This window comes from Arthrobacter echini (assembly GCF_008107445.1).
Classification (GTDB): domain Bacteria; phylum Actinomycetota; class Actinomycetes; order Actinomycetales; family Micrococcaceae; genus Arthrobacter_D; species Arthrobacter_D echini_A.
Map to the genome: position 1 here is coordinate 664,951 of NZ_VSLD01000001.1, position 16,164 is coordinate 681,114.

General features: G+C 68.6%; 22 protein-coding genes. 11 read left to right on the forward strand and 11 right to left on the reverse strand.

Translation table 11 applies throughout. The annotated features are described in order from the left end of the window. Complete coding sequence (locus FQ377_RS03170; protein ID WP_148599760.1) at window positions 1–1,260, forward strand: AI-2E family transporter; 1,260 nt, start codon at window positions 1–3, stop codon at window positions 1,258–1,260. Here FQ377_RS03170 and FQ377_RS15215 read toward each other — a convergent pair. The 4 genes from FQ377_RS15215 to FQ377_RS15095 form a co-directional block, all read right to left on the reverse strand. After that, on the reverse strand, window positions 1,229–1,588 hold the full coding sequence (locus FQ377_RS15215) for an ANTAR domain-containing protein (RefSeq protein ID WP_316245903.1): 360 nt from the start codon (window positions 1,586–1,588) through the stop codon (window positions 1,229–1,231). The two genes, FQ377_RS03170 and FQ377_RS15215, sit on opposite strands and share 32 nt — an antisense overlap. Continuing rightward, window positions 1,560–1,913 carry a hypothetical protein gene (locus FQ377_RS15220; RefSeq protein ID WP_316245904.1) on the reverse strand — a complete coding sequence of 118 codons (354 nt, stop codon included), beginning with the start codon at window positions 1,911–1,913 and terminating at the stop codon, window positions 1,560–1,562. The genes FQ377_RS15215 and FQ377_RS15220 overlap by 29 nt, the downstream gene beginning before the upstream one ends. 32 nt (window positions 1,914–1,945) lie before the next feature. Further along, window positions 1,946–2,614 carry a GAF and ANTAR domain-containing protein gene (locus FQ377_RS03180; protein WP_148599761.1) on the reverse strand — a complete coding sequence of 223 codons (669 nt, stop codon included), beginning with the start codon at window positions 2,612–2,614 and terminating at the stop codon, window positions 1,946–1,948. A gap of 335 nt (window positions 2,615–2,949) precedes the next feature. Then, the gene (locus FQ377_RS15095) at window positions 2,950–3,135 is read right to left on the reverse strand and encodes a hypothetical protein (protein ID WP_262364236.1); all 186 of its coding nucleotides are present in this window, start codon (window positions 3,133–3,135) and stop codon (window positions 2,950–2,952) included. Between FQ377_RS15095 and FQ377_RS15100 the strand changes: the two genes are divergently transcribed. Both FQ377_RS15100 and FQ377_RS03190 read left to right on the forward strand, forming a co-directional pair. Continuing rightward, a complete protein-coding gene (locus FQ377_RS15100; protein WP_262364237.1) occupies window positions 3,124–3,279 on the forward strand; it encodes an ANTAR domain-containing protein in 156 nt (51 codons plus the stop codon). The genes FQ377_RS15095 and FQ377_RS15100 overlap by 12 nt on opposite strands. A gap of 36 nt (window positions 3,280–3,315) precedes the next feature. After that, entirely contained in the window at window positions 3,316–4,929 is a 1,614-nt protein-coding gene (locus tag FQ377_RS03190) for a peptide chain release factor 3 (RefSeq protein WP_262364238.1), read from the forward strand. 6 nt (window positions 4,930–4,935) lie between these two features. Here FQ377_RS03190 and FQ377_RS03195 read toward each other — a convergent pair whose 3' ends face one another. The 4 genes from FQ377_RS03195 to FQ377_RS03210 all read right to left on the reverse strand — a co-directional run bounded on the left by FQ377_RS03195 (window position 4,936) and on the right by FQ377_RS03210 (window position 8,489). Further along, window positions 4,936–5,820, reverse strand: coding sequence for a TPM domain-containing protein (locus FQ377_RS03195; protein ID WP_148599763.1), 885 nt, complete (start codon window positions 5,818–5,820; stop codon window positions 4,936–4,938). A gap of 85 nt (window positions 5,821–5,905) precedes the next feature. Continuing rightward, window positions 5,906–7,036, reverse strand: a complete 1,131-nt coding sequence (locus FQ377_RS03200; protein WP_148599764.1) for an alanine racemase — start codon at window positions 7,034–7,036, stop codon at window positions 5,906–5,908. Between the two features lie 4 nt (window positions 7,037–7,040). After that, window positions 7,041–7,697, reverse strand: coding sequence for a DUF3105 domain-containing protein (locus tag FQ377_RS03205; protein ID WP_148599765.1), 657 nt, complete (start codon window positions 7,695–7,697; stop codon window positions 7,041–7,043). A 135-nt stretch (window positions 7,698–7,832) separates the two neighbouring features. Beyond that, window positions 7,833–8,489 carry a DUF305 domain-containing protein gene (locus FQ377_RS03210; RefSeq protein WP_148599766.1) on the reverse strand — a complete coding sequence of 219 codons (657 nt, stop codon included), beginning with the start codon at window positions 8,487–8,489 and terminating at the stop codon, window positions 7,833–7,835. 136 nt (window positions 8,490–8,625) lie between these two features. On the opposite strand from FQ377_RS03210, the gene FQ377_RS03215 reads away from it, so the two are divergent. From FQ377_RS03215 to FQ377_RS03230, 4 genes are all read left to right on the forward strand, one after another. Then, entirely contained in the window at window positions 8,626–8,970 is a 345-nt protein-coding gene (locus tag FQ377_RS03215; protein WP_148599767.1) for a metal-sensitive transcriptional regulator, read from the forward strand. 45 nt (window positions 8,971–9,015) lie between these two features. Further along, window positions 9,016–9,240, forward strand: a complete 225-nt coding sequence (locus tag FQ377_RS03220; RefSeq protein WP_148599768.1) for a heavy-metal-associated domain-containing protein — start codon at window positions 9,016–9,018, stop codon at window positions 9,238–9,240. A 1-nt stretch (window position 9,241) separates the two neighbouring features. Continuing rightward, a complete protein-coding gene (locus FQ377_RS03225) occupies window positions 9,242–11,485 on the forward strand; it encodes a heavy metal translocating P-type ATPase (protein ID WP_148599769.1) in 2,244 nt (747 codons plus the stop codon). Window positions 11,486–11,598: 113 nt separating this feature from the next. Continuing rightward, window positions 11,599–12,354: a GAF and ANTAR domain-containing protein gene (locus FQ377_RS03230; protein WP_187393238.1), complete on the forward strand. Its 756-nt coding sequence runs from the start codon at window positions 11,599–11,601 to the stop codon at window positions 12,352–12,354. Between the two features lie 43 nt (window positions 12,355–12,397). Here the strand turns inward: FQ377_RS03230 and FQ377_RS03235 are convergent, their stop codons facing one another. The 3 genes from FQ377_RS03235 to FQ377_RS03245 are packed head-to-tail and all read right to left on the reverse strand — an operon-like array spanning window position 12,398 to window position 14,101. Further along, window positions 12,398–12,820 (reverse strand): hypothetical protein, encoded by a 423-nt coding sequence (locus FQ377_RS03235; RefSeq protein WP_148599770.1) that lies wholly within the window; start codon window positions 12,818–12,820, stop codon window positions 12,398–12,400. Then, a complete protein-coding gene (locus FQ377_RS03240; RefSeq protein WP_148599771.1) occupies window positions 12,813–13,421 on the reverse strand; it encodes an Asp23/Gls24 family envelope stress response protein in 609 nt (202 codons plus the stop codon). Before FQ377_RS03240 ends, FQ377_RS03235 begins: the two co-directional genes overlap by 8 nt. Next, window positions 13,412–14,101, reverse strand: coding sequence for an RNA polymerase sigma factor (locus FQ377_RS03245; protein WP_148599772.1), 690 nt, complete (start codon window positions 14,099–14,101; stop codon window positions 13,412–13,414). The genes FQ377_RS03240 and FQ377_RS03245 overlap by 10 nt, the downstream gene beginning before the upstream one ends. 235 nt (window positions 14,102–14,336) lie before the next feature. Between FQ377_RS03245 and FQ377_RS03250 the strand changes: the two genes are divergently transcribed. From FQ377_RS03250 to FQ377_RS03265, 4 genes are all read left to right on the forward strand, one after another. Further along, complete coding sequence (locus tag FQ377_RS03250; protein ID WP_148599773.1) at window positions 14,337–14,861, forward strand: Asp23/Gls24 family envelope stress response protein; 525 nt, start codon at window positions 14,337–14,339, stop codon at window positions 14,859–14,861. Window positions 14,862–15,009: 148 nt separating this feature from the next. Continuing rightward, entirely contained in the window at window positions 15,010–15,192 is a 183-nt protein-coding gene (locus FQ377_RS03255) for a hypothetical protein (RefSeq protein WP_148599774.1), read from the forward strand. Continuing rightward, a complete protein-coding gene (locus tag FQ377_RS03260; RefSeq protein WP_148599775.1) occupies window positions 15,189–15,575 on the forward strand; it encodes an Asp23/Gls24 family envelope stress response protein in 387 nt (128 codons plus the stop codon). Before FQ377_RS03255 ends, FQ377_RS03260 begins: the two co-directional genes overlap by 4 nt. Beyond that, the gene (locus FQ377_RS03265) at window positions 15,572–16,138 is read left to right on the forward strand and encodes a DUF6286 domain-containing protein (RefSeq protein ID WP_148599776.1); all 567 of its coding nucleotides are present in this window, start codon (window positions 15,572–15,574) and stop codon (window positions 16,136–16,138) included. The genes FQ377_RS03260 and FQ377_RS03265 overlap by 4 nt, the downstream gene beginning before the upstream one ends. Window positions 16,139–16,164 lie beyond the last annotated feature (26 nt).

The following is a 16,164-nucleotide window of genomic DNA, read 5'->3' on the forward strand; positions in this document are numbered from 1 at the left end:
ATGGCCGATCAGCAGGACGAGCGCGGCGGTACGAGCGAGGGTGGAAACAGCGGCAGCGGCAGCGGCAGCGATCAAGGCGGCAACAGCGGCAGCGCCGACGGAAGGACGTCAGGCGCCACGACGGCGGGCGCGATGATGCAGCGCATCCGCCGCGGAGCGCCCCTCGCAGCCCTGACCACTACGACGTCCATCGTCGGCCGGATCCTCGTCATCGCGGTCGCGCTCATCGGTCTGTACTATCTCCTGTCCGCGCTCTGGGTCGTGGTCCTCCCCGTGATCCTAGCCCTCCTCCTGTCCTCGGTCCTCTGGCCCGTCAACGCTCTCCTGCGCCGGATCCTCCCGCCGGCGCTGGCCGCAGCCATCACAATCGTCGGGTTCCTGGCCGTCGTGGTCGGAGTGGGGTGGCTCACGGTAGTACTTTCCGTCGACGGCGTGCGGGAGCTCTCCACCAAGGCCGTCGAGAACATCCGGAATATCGGGGAGTTCGCGGAGTCGCTGCCGTTCAACATCCCCAACGTCGACGTGGACGAGCTCCTCACGTCGGCGCTCAACTGGATCCAGGCGAACGTGGCGGTGATCCTGACACGCGTGACGGCCGGCGTCGGGACGCTCGGCTCCGTCACCGTGACGATCCTGCTGGCGCTGGTCCTCACCTTCTTCAGTCTCAAGGACGGCGACCGGCTCGCCGGCTGGCTGCTGCGGTGGACCACCGGCACGGTCTTCGTGCATGCCGGCGAAGTCTTCTCGAGAAGCTGGAAGACCCTCTCCGCCTACGTCCTCTCGCAGGCTGCCGTCGCGCTCGTGGACGCCGTCTTCATCGGACTCGGGCTGTGGTTCCTCGATGTCCCGCTGGCCCTGCCGCTGGCGATCCTCGTCTTCTTCGGCGGTTTCCTCCCCGTCATCGGAGCAGTCGCAACAGGGCTCCTCGCCACCCTGGTCGCGCTCCTGGCCGAGGGGTGGGTCGACGCACTGGTCGTCCTCGGCATCGTCCTGCTCGTCCAGCAGCTCGAGAGCAATGTCCTGCAACCGATCCTGGTGGGCAAGTCGCTCAAGATCCATCCGGCCGTCGTCCTCACGGGCGTGACCGCGGGAGGCACTCTGTTCGGTATCGTCGGGGCCTTCCTGGCAACGCCGATCGTCGCCGTGGTGATGGTCGCCCTGCAGTACGCCCGGGAGCAGATGCTCGAGCCCGCGGCAGTGCCGCATCTCGACACCGGCGAGGAACTCATCAGGAGCGAGACGGAGGCCGGTGGTTCCTGACCGGGAGCAGCTGGGTCAGAGGCTGAGCGAACGGTGCAGGACGGCCTGAGCGGTGTCGCGGAGAGTCGTGTTGTGCGATACGGGCGTGGGCCCGCAGGCGCTGGAATGCTTCAGCGGTGTCGATGTCCGCCGTGTAGGCGAGCATGCCCTTCGCCTGTTCGATGAGGATCCTGCTGTTGAGGGCGCGTTGCAGCTGCTCGTTGACGACGGCGGACTCGCGGATGGTGCGCTCCTGCAGGATGCTGATCGTGGAAACATCGGCCAGTGCCTGCCCGATGGCGATGTCCTCGGCATTCAGCTCACCGGTCTCGACGCGGAACAGGTTCATGGCGCCGATGCTCCTGCCCCGGACCCGCAGCGGGAAGGCGTGCACGGAGCGGAACCCCCGTGGTGTAGCACTCCACGCAGGGCCCCACACCGGTTTTTTGCTGCAGCACGTCCACCAGGTGGCTCTCCTCGCTGGTGGAGGCCAGCACCTGCAGAACGCCGTCCGGACCTGCGAGCATCAGCCCGGCGGCGGTTGCATCAAGCAGCGCGACGGTCTCCTCGACGAGCGTGTGCAGCAGATCCAGCGAATCGTACTCATCGACCAGCGTGTCCGCGATCCGGACGAATGCGGCACCGACCCTGCTTGCGCGAGTGGTGAGATCCATGGACACCAATTTGGGGGCGTCGACAGCCCTGCCTACGGGCTCGATGACGGCGAGAAGTCGAGCCGCCTCGCCAGGACCTCGTTCGAGGTCTCACGAACGCTCTGGCCGTTTGCGAACGCGTGACCCCTGAGAAGCAGCAGTGCGTCCGCGGCGGTACCGCCGATCTGGGCGAGGACCATCCCGGTGGCCTGGTGGATCTCCCGACGCGACCCGGACGGCCCGGGCGGGGAATCGTCAGCGGCATCCGGAGCCAGAAGCCGACGCAGCAGGCTCCAGGCCGCTCTGTCCGCCAGGACCCGTGCGCTCATCAGGTCTGTGTCGCTCAGCGGTCCGGGCGTGGTGCTGTACAGCTCGACCACTCCGACATCGATGGCTCCGATGACGAGCGGGAAGACGAACATCGCCTGGACCCCGGTGGGTCCCAGCGCCTTTCCGAAGACCGGCCACCGCTCGTACGCCATGGACTGCGCGTAGGGCAGGAGCACCTGTGTCCGGGAGTGGGCTGCCACCCAGCGGGGACCCTCGCCCAGATCGAACTGCAGCTCGTCCAGTCGCCCTGCCGTCGCATCGCTCGCGTACAGGGCGGTCTCGCCCTCCGATCCGCTGAAGGCGGACAGGGCGGCGCCCGAGACCGGCAGCGCATCGATGAAGGACCAGCACAGGGTGGAACACAGTCCGCCCAGTCCGTTCGGTCCGGTCATCCACGCACCACGTGCGGCGGTGACGCGGTCAGGGAAGGCTCGTGCACCACCGCTGCCTCCCCTCCGGTCCTTCACGTCGTCCGAGCGTCACGCCACACCGCGTCAGGAGGCCGAGTGTAGCCGCCGCCCCGGCGGCGGCGTGCGGAGGGGAAGGATCGGGACGGTCAGCGGAGCGGGACCCGCCTTGACACGCTTCGCGTCGATACAGCGCTGTGATGACAGTTGCCCTGGACCCCGGCTCCCATGATCACCCCCGTGGCCATCACCGCGCATCCCAGGACTCCCATGGCGCAGCAACCCGACCGCACTCCGCCGGCAACGACCGCCGAGCGTGATCATGCCGCCCCGCGGATCATCCACACATCGCGACCCGCGACGACCCTCCCGTCCCCGGCCGCGATGACCCGGCAGCGGCCCACGCACTGCTCGACCAGCAGCGCGAGACCAGCAGGCAACTCCAGGCCGCCGTCGAGAGCCGCGACCTCGTCGGCCAGGCCAAGGGCATCCTCATGGAACGTCACAGCATCACCGCCGAGGCCGCATTCGCCCTGCTGCAGGGCCAGAGCTCCCGCAGGAACAGCAGACTCGTGGACGTCGCCGAACAGCTCATCGACCCGGGCCCGGCCGAGCGGGCCGAAACACGCCCACAACGCACGCGGCTGTAGCATCGGCCCATACCCCGGATCAGGGACAATGGAGACGTGGCCCTGCTAACCGACTCCCCTGTTCTCGACACCGAAGCCGTCCGACGCGAGGCCGGACGCCGTCGGACGTTCGCCGTGATCTCCCACCCCGATGCCGGGAAATCGACCCTGACGGAAGCGCTCGCGCTCCTCGCCCGCGCCATCCAGGACGCGGGGGTGACGCACGGGAAGTCGAGTCGCCATGCCACGGTCTCGGACTGGATGGGCATCGAGCAGGAGCGCGGTATCTCGATCAGTTCGGCAGCCCTGCAGCTGACCTACCGCGACACCGTCCTGAATGTCGTGGACACTCCGGGTCACGCCGACTTCTCGGAGGACACCTACCGCGTGCTCGCCGCCGTGGACTCCGCCGTCATGCTGATCGACGCCGCCAAGGGCTTCGAGCCGCAGACGGTCAAGCTGCTCGCCGTCTGCAAGGCCCGGAACATCCCCATCATCACCGTCATCAACAAGTGGGACAGGCCCGGACTCGACGCGCTCGGCCTGATCGACGACGTCGGCGAACGCACCGGCATGACACCGGTCCCCCTCACCTGGCCCGTCGGGATCGCCGGGGAGTTCCAGGGACTGATCGATCTGCGGGCCGAGCGCGCCATCGCCCTCGCAGCCATCGGCGCAGGGGCACAGGCCGCCGAGGAGACCGACGTCGACATCGACGCCCTCGATCCGCACGAGGCGGGTGCCTGGCTCGAGGCACGCGAGGAATCCGGGCTCGTCGAGTCCTCGAACGGCTCGTTCGACCGCGAGGAGTTCGAAGCCGCCCGGCAGACGCCCGTGCTCTTCGCCGCGGCCGCCAAGAACTTCGGCGTGTCCCAGCTGCTCGACATCCTCGTCGACGTGGCACCGTCCCCGTCCCCGCGCCCGTCGAAGGATGCCGGGCCTCGGGCCATCGAGGCGCCGATGTCGGGCTTCGTGTTCAAGGTGCAGGCCGGCCAGGACAGCTCCCACCGCGACCACATCGCCTATCTGCGCATCTGCTCCGGGACCTTCGAGCGCGGCATGGTCATCACCAACCAGCGCACCGGCAAACCCTTCGCCACGAAGTACGCGCACCGCGTGCTCGGCCGCAGCCGCGAGGTGGTGGACACCGCCTGGCCCGGCGACGTCGTCGGTCTCGTCAACGCGACGAGCCTGCGGGTGGGCGACAGCCTGTTCTCCGAGGAGCCCGTCCAGTTCCCCGACATCCCCCGCTTCTCCCCCGAGCTCTTCGCCGTGGCCCGCGCCAAGGACCCCGGACGCTACAAGCAGTTCCGGCGGGGCATCGACCAGCTCGAGCACGAGGGCGTGGTGCAGGTGCTGCGCTCCGATCTGCGTGGTGACCAGGCGCCCGTACTGGCCGCCGTCGGTGCCCTGCAGTTCGAGGTCGCCGCAGAGCGGCTCGGCACGGAGTTCAACGCCCCGACGTCCCTGGACAACCTCTCCTACACTCTCGCGATGCGCGTGGGCCCGGAGAGCCAGGGTGTGCCCGAGACCTTCCGCGGCGGGGAGATCCTCTTCCGGTCCGACGGCGAGGCCGTTGCGGTCTTCGGCGACAAGTGGAAGATCGGCCACTTCACCAAGGACCACCCCGGCGTCGTCCTCGAGCCGATCGGCGCCGCCGTCGAGCAGTAGCCTGCCCTAGTAGCTGCCGGAGGCTCCTCCTCCGGTGAAGCCTCCGCCACCGTTGTAGGAGGAGCCGGAAGCACTGGAGTCCCCGCCGCCACCGGAGTAGAGCGCAGGGTTGGCGATGTACAGGGGCAGCCAGATCGCCGGGTTGCGGATGGCGTCCTCGCCGCGGTGACCCCAGCGGTACGTGCGGTATGCGGCTCGCTGCTCCTTGGTGAGCCGCAGCTCCGGGTCCGACTGCTCGGCCGACCGGATCTCCTCATCGGTCTCCCGACGCCGACGGCGGGACACCGCCACGATCCACCAGATGATCCCGCCGACGACGAGCACCCCGATACCGGCAACCCAGGCGAACAGGACCCAGTCGAAGGGCTCCTTCACCGGCTCCCGGCCCTCTGCGTACAGGTAGACCTGGTCCACCGCCTCGGTGAGCCCCTCGGTGTACTCCTCGTCGGCGAAGGTCGGCTCGAGCACGTCGGTGATGAGGTTCTCCGCGTCGTCGTCGGAGAACTGCTCACGGACGCCGTCGGCGGTCTCGATGCGCAGTTCACGCTCGGCCGTATCCGCGACCACGAGTACACCGTTGTCCGCGCCCTCGTCCCCGACGCCCCAGGACGTCGCGACGTCGCGGGAGTAGTCCTCGATCGGGCCACCGGCGTTCTCCACGAGCAGGACGGCCACGCGCGCGGCGTCCGTGGAGGCGTTGTGTTCGTCGATGAGGGAACTGAGGTCCTGCTCCTCGGACGTGGTCAGGACGTCGGCCAGATCCAGCACATTGCCGTCGGCCGGCGGTTCCGGAATGGCCGCCGGTTCGCCCTGGCCACACGCCGTGAGCGTCATCAGGAGCAGGGCGGCCCCGATCGTCGCTGTCCTGAGTTCTGTCCTCGACCTGTCCATCAGCACTCCCGGGTTCGTCAGCCTTCTGTCGTCAGGATCCCAGTATCGTCCCGTGGCAGGAACCGGTCGACTGCCGGGCGCGGTCCTAGCTGTTCCTCCCGCGTGCCGCGACCGCCCAGCTACCCTGGTGGACACCGGCCCGGACCACCTGCACCTCGTCCACGAGATTGGGGGTGAGGCACACGTGGTTCGGCACCACGCGCAGCCGGGTACCCAGGGGCGGCAGGGACCCGCCCGAGGGCCACTCCACGGTGGCGTGGTGCTCGGAGAGCGCGGTGATCCGGGCATCCGGATGATCGAGGAGCCTGCCGTACCCGGTGGCCCACGCCGCGCGGTCGCTCCCGAGGACCTTGCTGCCGGCGTCGAGGATCAGCCGGTCGGACGACCCCGCGTCATCCTGGTGGCTCACCACCGTGGACTCGACCGTCAACGCGATGTCTTCCGGCCGGCAGTGGCCGAGCTCCCACTGCTGCGCGTCGCCGAAGACGTAGACGCCCGGACGCAGCTCCGTCAGGGTGGCACCGGAGGAGAGCGCCGCGGACGGCGTCGACCCGCCGCTGGCCTCGACGTCGCCGAAGCCCGCCGCTTCGAGGGCTGCCACTCCCGCGGCCAGCGCCGCCTGCTCGTCCTCGACGGCGGTGTCCGCCATGCCCGGACCATCGCTGTGGCCGGGGAAGGTGAACACGCCCGTGACGACCAGACCCGCCGAACGGGCGGCCTCCGCGACGGCGCGCGCGTCCCGGGGCTGCACCCCGCTGCGATGGTATCCGCTGTCCAGTTCGACGCGGACGGCGATCCGCCCGACGTCGTCGCCGAGGGCACGGGCCAGCTGCTCGGCACCCCGGGCGGAGTCGACCCCGACACAGAGGCGGGCCCGGTCCGCGACGGCGAGGAGACGACGGGCAGCGCGCTCCTCGACCCAGAGCGGATAGGCGATGAAGAGGTCATCGACGCCCGCAGCCGCGAAGACCTCGGCCTCGCCGATCGTCGCGATCGTGAGTCCGACAGCGCCGGCCGCCAGCTGTAGCCGGGCGATCTCGGGGATCTTGTGCGTCTTGGCATGGGGACGCAGTCGCAGGCCACGCCGACGGGCAGAAGCTGCCATCACCGAGATGTTGCGCTCCAGGATCTCCACATCGACCAGTACCACCGGAGTGGCGACGTCCGCTGCCCAGCGGGTCCCGGGAAACTGCGTAGCCGGCTGGAGGTCGCTCATACGGTCAGGAACCCACCAGGCCCGGGGGCGTGATGCCGCCGGAGCAGGCTGCGCCCGGCTCGCGGGTCTGCTCGCCCTGCACGTACTTGTCCAGGAAGGTCGTCAGGCGGGAGTCATCGGCGGAGTCGACGGTCAGCTGCAGACCCCAGGCGCTGGCCGCGATCGGGGTCTCGAGCCCCTCGTACGGGCTGAGCAGCACGTAGGACCGCGAGCCGACGAGCTCGGTCAGCTTGTCGATCTCCGCCTGGTCGAGGTCCGGCTGGTAGGTGATCCAGACCGCACCGTGCTCCATGGAGTGGACGGAGTTCTCGTTCGGCACGTCCTGGGAGTAGACGCCGCAGTTGGTCCAGATGGGATCGTGATCACCGCCGACCGGAGGGGACTGCTCGTAGTCCACCGGATCGTCCACGTGCTCGAACGTCACGTCGTCGAAGGTCTGGACGCCGTCGATGGGTTGCGCGGCGTCGGCCTCCCGGCTTTCGTTCACGCGCACCTGCTGCACGATCACCAGGGTCACCGCGATGATGATCACCAGGATCACGGCGCCGATCCCGCCGAAGATCAGGGCGGTACGCTTGCGCTCACCGGCCCGCTGCTTCGACTGGATGGCCGCCAGGCGCGCCTGGCGGTCCTGATTCTCCTGTGACCGTTTCTTGTTCAACGGGATGTCCTCCGGTGCTGGTGTCGCTGCGGCTCGTGCCGCGGCAGGGATGGGGTGGCGCCGGTGACCAATGTACCGGGGGCGCCTGGGAGTACGGGACAGTCCGTACGGTGGAGCCGCTGCGGCTGCAGTGGTTCACAGGTCATCGAGCATGCCCTGCATGAGGGTGATCTCCGCCTGCTGTCCGGCCTCGATCTTCCGGGCGAGCTCGCGGACCTGGTCCGTGGCGGCGAGTTCAGCTCCTGCTGCGGCCATGTCCACGCCGGCCTCGTGGTGGACGATCATGAGCTCCAGGAACTGCCGCGCCGCGTCATCGCCGGTGGCGCTCCTGAGGTCGTCGAGCTGCTCGTCGGTGGCCATGCCGGGCATGAGCCCATTGGGCAGGAGCATGGATTCGCCCCCGGATCCCATCTCCATCCCGGCGTGGTCCCCTGAGGCCTCGGCCATCCACTCCATGCGCGGCTGGGAGCTGCTCTGGGCCAGGCCCCACTCCTCGAGCCATGCGTACATCTGGCCGGCCTGCTGCTGCTGCGTGGTGACGATGTCGTAGGCCACGGCTTTCACCGTCTCGTCGTCGACCTCGTCGCGCACGATCATCGACATCTCCACCGCCTGATGGTGATGCGCCTGCATGTCGCGCGCGAAGCCTGCGTCGGCGCTGCTGCTGCCCGGGTACGACGGCGCCGCACTCACGCGCCCGGCGGTGAAGGCGAGCGCGAAGAGAGCGAGGACGGCGAAGCCTGCCAGGACCAGCAGGGTCCTCTTCTGCCAGCCGGTGAACGAGAGGGTCATGGATGTCCTTGGGTCGGCAACGGTCCGGTGCAAACCTACGACATCCCGCTGGGGGTTTCCTCGGAGGGAATAGCGGGATATCCTCAGTCCTTATACCCCCCGAGGGTATCTTGGACGATCAGCAGGGAGCTATTCCATGACCGCGACAACCGGGGACGTCGGGATGCCGGATGTCGGGACCGCCGCCGTGCACGGCTACACCGCGGACAAGGACGCCTATCTCAAGCGGCTCCGCCGGGTGGAAGGACAGGTCCGCGGGATAGCCCGCATGGTCGAGGAGGACAAGTACTGCATCGACATCCTGACCCAGGTCGCAGCCGTGAACAAGGCTCTCCATGCCGTCTCGATGGGACTGCTGGAGGAACACATAGCCCACTGCGTGGTCGGCGCCGCGCAGGAATCGCAGGTCTCGGGCGCCACGGACGTGGTCCAGGAGAAGGTCGCGGAGGCAACGGCCGCCATCGGCCGGCTCCTGCGCTGACCCGGTCATCGGGACCGTACCCACCCACCCACCGAGGAGAACAGCATGACCACCACCACGATCAACATCACCGGCATGACCTGCGGCCACTGCGTCAGCGCCGTCAAGAGCGAGCTCTCGGAGCTCCCCGGCGTCGGATCGGTGGACGTCGACCTCGTCAACGGAGGCACCTCCACCGCCACCATCTCCTCCGAGGCCCCACTCGACTCCGCCTCGATCGACGACGCCGTCGCCGAGGCCGGCTACACCGTGGTTCCTGCCGGGTCCTGACATGGCGACACGGCAGCTTCCCGCGCCGGACGCGGGCCAGGACCAGCGCGTCGTCGAACTCTCCATCCAGGGGATGACGTGCGCCTCCTGCGTCGGCCGGGTGGAACGCAAGCTCGGCAAGCTCGACGGCGTCGAGGCGAGCGTCAATCTGCCGCTGGAGAACGCGGTGGTGCGGGTCCCGGCGTCCGTCACCGACCAGCAGCTGATCGACACCGTGGAGGCCACCGGCTACGGTGCGCGGGTCATCGACCCGGACCATGCCGGCGGGAGCGGAGCCGCCGAGCAGGCCCCCTCGCGCCTGGGAGCACGACTGGTCCTCGCAGCAATCCTGTCCCTGCCGGTACTGCTGATCTCCATGGTTCCCGGACTGCAGTTCGCCAACTGGGGCTGGGTGGTCCTCGCACTGACCCTGCCGGTAGTGACGTGGTCCGCGTGGCCGTTCCACCGCGCTGCCGCTGTCAATGCACACCACCTGTCCTCCACCATGGACACGCTCGTCTCGATCGGCGTCACGGCTGCATTCCTCTTCTCGACCTGGCAGCTCGTCGCCGACCCGGCGATGACGCAGCACACGGGCATGAGCATGAGCGAGCACTCCCTCTACTTCGAGGTGGCCGCCGTGGTGGTCACCTTCCTGCTCCTGGGCCGCTTCCTCGAGGCGTCCGCGAAGCAGCGGGCCGGGGACGCCCTGACCTCCCTGCTGAGCCTCGGCGCGAAGGAGGCCAACGTGCTCCGGATGGTGGACGGCAACCGCGTGGAGGTCACGCTACCCGCCGACACACTCATCCCCGGTGACGAGTTCGTGGTTCGCCCCGGGGAGAAGATCGCCACCGACGGCGTGGTCGTCGAGGGCCACAGCGCCATCGACACGGCCCTCCTGACCGGTGAGAGCGTGCCGGTCGAAGTGGGCCGCGACAGCGCCGTCACCGGCGCCACCATCAACACCTCCGGCAGGCTCGTGGTGCGGGCCACGCGCGTGGGCTCGGACACCGTGCTCTCCCACATGGGCCGCCTCGTCAGCCAGGCCCAGAGCGGCAAGGCCCGGATAGCCCGGCTCGCGGACCGCATCAGCGCGGTCTTCGTGCCGGTGGTGCTCGTGATCGCCGTCGTCACCTTCGTCCTCTGGCTCGTCCTCTCCGGCGACCTCGACGCAGCCTTCACGGCATCCGTGACGGTGCTCGTGATCGCCTGCCCGTGCGCGCTCGGACTGGCGACACCGACGGCGCTGCTGACCGGTACGGGCCGTGGCGCGCAGCTCGGCATCCTCATCCGTGGCCCCCAGGTCCTCGAGGACACCCGGACCGTGGACACCATCGTGCTGGACAAGACCGGGACGGTCACCACCGGGACCATGGCGGTCCACGACGTCGTCGCCTTCGGGCACCGGACCGCACAGGAGCTCCTCCGTCTCGCGGGCGCCGTCGAAGCGGCGAGTGAGCACCCGATCGCCCGGGCCATCGCCGATCACGCGGCCGGAGCGGGGCGGCTCGCCGAGGCCGTCGACTTCTCGAGCGCACCCGGCGGAGGCGTGCGGGGTACCGTGGGCAGCCTCACCGTCACCGCGGGGCGTGCAGCCTGGCTCCACCGCAACAGGATCAGCCCCTCCTCCGAGCAGGAGACCGCGTGCAGCGCCGCCGAGAACGCCGGGACCACGGCGGTCTGGGTGGCCGTGGACGGCGCGGTGGAGGGCTTCATCACCCTCTCCGACACCGTCAAGGAGACGTCGGCGGCCGCTGTGGGACGGCTGCGCACCCTCGGACTGCGCCCGATCCTGCTGACGGGTGACAACCGGGCGGTAGCCCTCCAGGTCGCCGCCTCCGTGGGCATCGATGCCGCTGACGTCCACGCGGGCATCACGCCGGAGGGCAAGGTGGACGTGGTCCGCGCACTCCAGGCATCGGGCGCCACGGTGGCGATGGCCGGGGACGGGGTCAACGATGCCGCAGCCCTGGCGCAGGCCGATCTCGGCATCGCGATGGGCTCCGGGACCGATGTGGCCATCGAGGCGGCCGATCTCACGGTGATGGGCAACAGCCTGGAGCAGGTGGCGCAGGCCATCGAACTGTCGAGGCGCACGCTCGGGACCATCAAGGGCAATCTCTTCTGGGCGTTCTTCTACAACGCCGTCGGCATCCCGGTCGCCGCCCTCGGTTTGCTCAACCCGATGCTGGCCGGAGGCGCGATGGCCGCGAGTTCGGTGCTCGTCGTCGCCAATTCCCTGAGACTGCGCAGCTTCGGGAGATAACACCGTTCATGGTCACCCCGGCCGTACACGCACCGTATGCTCTGGGGTGTCCCGGTGCGCACCCGGTGCCCTGCCATCCGGTGTAGTGCCGTCATCCGAAGGAGTTGCCCACGATGCCCGACGAATACGAACTCGCCCAGGAGTCCCTCGAGGACCCGGTCACTGCGATGCTGCAGGACGTGGTGCTCGACAGCGGTGATGTCCAGGAGTTCCTGACCGGGCTGGCCGATGTGGCGGCAACCGTCTTCTCGGGGACCTACGGGGATGTGTTCTGCGGCGTCACACTCCTCCGGCCGCGGTCGATGATCACCGTGGCGAGCAGTGGTGATCGCGCGCGCCAGGTGGACGAGATCCAGTACAGCTTCGACGACGGCCCCTGCCTGCGGGCCGCACGGGAGGGGTACACCGTGCACATCCGCGACTTCCTGACGGAGACCCGTTTCCCCGAGTACCGTGAGGCCATCGCGGCCTTCGGCGTCCGCTCCGCCCTGGGGATCCCCGTCCGCCTCGAGGACGGCGCAAGTGCCGGTCTCGACTTCTACTCGACGGAACCGAACGCCTTCGACGACGAGGGCGTCGCCGCTGCCGAAGCGATCGCCAGCAATGCCTCACGCAGTCTGCGCCTGGCGGTCAAGATCGGGCGGCTCACCGAAGACGCCAGGAACCTGGAAGCAGCGCTGTCGTCGAGAACCACGATCGACATGGCCGTCGGCGCCATCATGGCCCAGAATCGGTGCGGGCAGGACGAGGCCATCGGGATCCTCCGCCGTGCGTCCTCCGCTCGCAATATCAAACTGCGCGACGTCGCCGCCAGCATCCTGGCCTCGGTCGGTCAGTCACAGGCGACCACCACCCACTTCAACCGCTGACGCCGCACCGGCCCTCGGGGCCGGACCGATTTTCTGGTCCGGATCAATCCTCGGGGGCGGTCCGCTCTGTCGGCGCCGAGCCGCTTTCGATGGACAGGATGGTGACGGCCACGGATCCGACGGTGAATCCACTGCGTTCGATGGTGCGTGCCGCCAGGGTCTGGGCCCTCTCCGCGAGGGTGAGAGCCGAGTGCCCGATGTCGGTGGCGATATCGATCTGCACGGCAAGGAGCCCGTCCGCCAGGGAGAGGACGAGGCCGTCGCTGGAGGCGTGATGGGGTCCGTCGTTCGTGGGCTTGAGCCGGCGCTGGACGGAATCCACCGCCGACGTCCGCAGTCGGGTGAGGGTGCTGTGCACCGTCGGTTCCAGCCGGAGGATGCCCGGCAGCTCCAGGAGTGCCGTTCGGAGGGTCCGGGTCACCGACGCGAGATCGACGACGGTGGCTTCAGCGGGCTCGTCAGACATCGTAAAGATCCTCCACGACAATATCGATCTGCGCCATGGTGATGGAGGTCTGCGCCTGCACGACCGTCCCCACCCTCTCTCTCAGTGCCACCATGGTGGCCGGGATGCTGATGCTCGACGCGACAGCCACCTTCAGGGTGATGCGGATGTCGCCGACGTCGACGGCCTCCCCGGCGATCGGCCTGCGGCGCCCCTCGCCCGAGGTGCTGATGGTGCAGCGGCGCGCATGCACGCCGGGAAGGGTACCGGCCGCGAAGCGGATCAGGGCGGTCAGGGCCTGCTCGCTGATGTCGATCGTGCCGAGCGTCGTGGTACGCAGGGGCGCCCTGCGACCCCGGCGGACCTCCGCGCGGGCCACCATCATGATCGCATTCCGGACCCTGTCGCCGGGCTGGAGCCCCGGATCCTGCGGGTCCGCGTCGCGCATGGCCTCCGTGACCGACGCGAGGTGGTGCAGGGCGGCCCGCGCATGGCGGCAGTCCGGGCACGACTGCTCGTGCGCCGTCGGCGGATCATCGATCGAGGCCCACAGGTCGTCCAGTTCCCGGCCGCACCCCAGGCGCGGTCGCTCCTCCTGGAAGCGATCATCATTCAGCGCCACGGTGACATCCCTTCTGCGAGAACTCGCTTCGCCCGCGCGATCCTGCCTCGAACGGTACTTTCGGGAAGCTGCACGATGGCTGCGATCTCATGATAGGAGAATCCGTGCACCTCGCGTAGCAGCCAACACGCCCGCGGACCCGGCGGGACGGTCTGCAGCAATCCTGCCAGGGCGCGCAGTTGCTCCTGTGTCTCGATCTGCTCCGCCGGGTCCACGGGCCCACCGTCGGCGAGCGCGCTCCGTCCGCGGGACGAGAGGAGCGGGGACCGCGTGGGGTCCTCTCCGGACGAGGGATTGCCCCCGACCTCCATGGAGGTCCCGTCCAGCTCCGCGGTGGGATCGACCGGACGGCGCTTGCGCTGCCGCAGCTGGTCCAGGCACTTGTTGGTGGCGGTGCGATAGAGCCAGGGCACGAAGGCCTGAACCGTGGCAAGATGCGGTAGCCCCCGCCACGCCGCGATGAAGGTCTCCTGAACGATGTCCTCGGCATGTCCCCGGTCGTCGAGCATGCGGAAGCAGAGCCGGTACACGCCACCCTGATGGGCACTGATCAGCCATTCGAACGCCTTCGGATCCCCGTCCTGCGCCCGTGCCACGATCGTCGACTCGTCCAGATCCGCCAGCGGAACAGAGGTCACGGGGGAGGGTGCTGCCTCGGCGGGCGACTCCGTCCGGGCCATGGGAACCCCTCTCCTCGAGCCTGCGTCACCGCGGACCCATCGTCACGCGAACGACGGTCGTCGGCGGTGCGTTCCGGACCAGCATATGCTCAGCATGCTTTCTATCCACAAGTCACGTCGGATAGGTGACGCGGATCCGACACGAAGAAACTTTGCATTCAGGCGTGAGGAATCCCGCGGCACGGCGTCTTTACCTGTGTACGCACCACCATCCTTTGAAGGAGTCAGTACCCACATGGCAAACAACCAGAACCCCGCCTCCCACTCGGCAGCCGTCCCGGCGACCGGCGAAGAGCAGAAGCGCCAGTCGGAGCACCAGTCCAAGGACATGGAGAAATCCCGCAACGTCGGGCCGCTGCAGACCGACCAGGGCAACACCACGATCGACGAGACCGTCGTGCAGAAGCTCGCAGGCATCGCCACCCGCGAGATCCCCGGCGTGTACGCGATGGGCAGCGCGAGCCGCCGGGCCTTCAGCAGCCTCTCGGAGCGCATCCCGGGCTCGCAGACCAACGTCAGCGGTGGCGTCAGCGTCGAGAAGGGCGAGCGCCAGACCGCCATCGACCTGAGCATCGTCGTCGAGCATGGTGCCTCGATCGTCGATGTCAGCAAGATGATCCGCCGCAACGTCATCGACACCGTCGAGGAGTCGACCGGCCTCGAGGTCCTCGAAGTGAACATCAATGTCACCGATGTGCACCTCCCCGAGGACGACCAGAAGAAGGACGACAACAAGTCGGATCGTCAGGAACTCGCGTAACACCCGCATCGTCGTCCTCCCCCCCCCTGATCCGGAGGGAGGACGACGGCGGTCCTTGCCCACCCGGTTCCACCGGGATCGGTAGCCTGCTTCACCGGATGCCCCCGCGGCGCATCTGCCATCGTTCTTTCATTGAAAGGTACTGACTATGAGTACAACAGCTATGGGCCTCCTGGCCGGTCTCGTCCTGGGATGGGCGGCCGCTTTCGGCGGTTTCGGAGAGTTCCTCATCGTGGCCGTGTTCGGCGCCCTCGGACTCCTGATCGCCCGCGTCATCGACGGCAAACTTGATCTGGGCGCCCTGACCGGACGTTCAAGTACACGCCGATGACGGCCTCACCGGATGCAGTCGATACCGGTGACCGCGGCACACTGACGATCTCGGAGAAGGCCATCGAGAAGATCGCAGGGCAGATCGCCATGGAGACCCCGCACATCCTCGGCGCCACAGGCGGCTTCCTCGGTATCGGGGGGCACCACGACGAGGATTCCCGCCCCCGGGTGAAGGTGCGCCTCCACGGCAAGATGGCCTCGATCGAGGTCAGCGCCGGCGTGCGGTACCCCACACCGCTGCGGGCGACGACGGAGAATCTGCGTGAGCGGATCCGCTCCGGCGTGAGTTCCCGCACCGGCGTCGACGTCCGGCATGTCGACATCGACATCACCTCGCTCGTCGGCGGATCCACGAACACCGATCGAAGGGAACTCCAGTGAGCAAGACTTCACGCTCGCAACGGCTTCGCCGCCGTTCCAGCCGCTCGGTTCCCGCCACGATCACCGCGCTGGTCCTCCTGGCGCTGGCCGTGGCTGTCGCCTGGCTGGGCATCAGTCGCCTCGTGACAGGATCCTGGCCCGACTTCATGTCCTCGATCCGGGAGTCCCTGGCCGAGTTCACCTGGAACAGTCCCGCTGTCTGGGCTGCCGCGGTGGTCCTCGCCCTCATCGGGTTGATCCTGCTCCTGGCGGCCATCCTGCCCGGCAAGCACACAGCCGTCCGTCTCGCCGGCCCCTCCGACGCCGACGCCAAGTCTGTCGAGACGGTGATCAGCCGTCGGGGCCTCTCGAGGCTCGCGTCCTGGCACCTGGACCACGCCGACGGCGTGGAGTCGACGTCGGTCGATTCCACCGCACGCAAGGTCACGGCAACAGTACGGACCCCGCTGCGCACCACGAGCGAACTCTCCAGGACCCTGACGGAATCGCTCGAGCGCAAGTTCGACGAGATCGGGGTCGACCCTGCACCCCAGGTCGTCGTGCGGGTCAGGAGTACCGAATGAGGCGCGCGCTACCGGTCGAGCCGCAC

Bases quoted from the DNA above. Each gene is read 5' to 3' on its own strand.
- FQ377_RS03170 (WP_148599760.1), top strand. From the start codon at position 1: ATGGCCGATCAGCAGGACGAGCGCGGCGGTACGAGCGAGGGTGGAAAC.
- FQ377_RS15215 (WP_316245903.1), bottom strand. From the start codon at position 1,588: ATGAACCTGTTCCGCGTCGAGACCGGTGAGCTGAATGCCGAGGACATC.
- FQ377_RS15220 (WP_316245904.1), bottom strand. From the start codon at position 1,913: ATGGATCTCACCACTCGCGCAAGCAGGGTCGGTGCCGCATTCGTCCGG.
- FQ377_RS03180 (WP_148599761.1), bottom strand. From the start codon at position 2,614: ATGACCGGACCGAACGGACTGGGCGGACTGTGTTCCACCCTGTGCTGG.
- FQ377_RS15100 (WP_262364237.1), top strand. From the start codon at position 3,124: ATGGAACGTCACAGCATCACCGCCGAGGCCGCATTCGCCCTGCTGCAG.
- FQ377_RS03195 (WP_148599763.1), bottom strand. From the start codon at position 5,820: ATGGACAGGTCGAGGACAGAACTCAGGACAGCGACGATCGGGGCCGCC.
- FQ377_RS03200 (WP_148599764.1), bottom strand. From the start codon at position 7,036: ATGAGCGACCTCCAGCCGGCTACGCAGTTTCCCGGGACCCGCTGGGCA.
- FQ377_RS03210 (WP_148599766.1), bottom strand. From the start codon at position 8,489: ATGACCCTCTCGTTCACCGGCTGGCAGAAGAGGACCCTGCTGGTCCTG.
- FQ377_RS03215 (WP_148599767.1), top strand. From the start codon at position 8,626: ATGACCGCGACAACCGGGGACGTCGGGATGCCGGATGTCGGGACCGCC.
- FQ377_RS03220 (WP_148599768.1), top strand. From the start codon at position 9,016: ATGACCACCACCACGATCAACATCACCGGCATGACCTGCGGCCACTGC.
- FQ377_RS03225 (WP_148599769.1), top strand. From the start codon at position 9,242: ATGGCGACACGGCAGCTTCCCGCGCCGGACGCGGGCCAGGACCAGCGC.
- FQ377_RS03230 (WP_187393238.1), top strand. From the start codon at position 11,599: ATGCCCGACGAATACGAACTCGCCCAGGAGTCCCTCGAGGACCCGGTC.
- FQ377_RS03235 (WP_148599770.1), bottom strand. From the start codon at position 12,820: ATGTCTGACGAGCCCGCTGAAGCCACCGTCGTCGATCTCGCGTCGGTG.
- FQ377_RS03245 (WP_148599772.1), bottom strand. From the start codon at position 14,101: ATGGCCCGGACGGAGTCGCCCGCCGAGGCAGCACCCTCCCCCGTGACC.
- FQ377_RS03250 (WP_148599773.1), top strand. From the start codon at position 14,337: ATGGCAAACAACCAGAACCCCGCCTCCCACTCGGCAGCCGTCCCGGCG.
- FQ377_RS03255 (WP_148599774.1), top strand. From the start codon at position 15,010: ATGAGTACAACAGCTATGGGCCTCCTGGCCGGTCTCGTCCTGGGATGG.
- FQ377_RS03260 (WP_148599775.1), top strand. From the start codon at position 15,189: ATGACGGCCTCACCGGATGCAGTCGATACCGGTGACCGCGGCACACTG.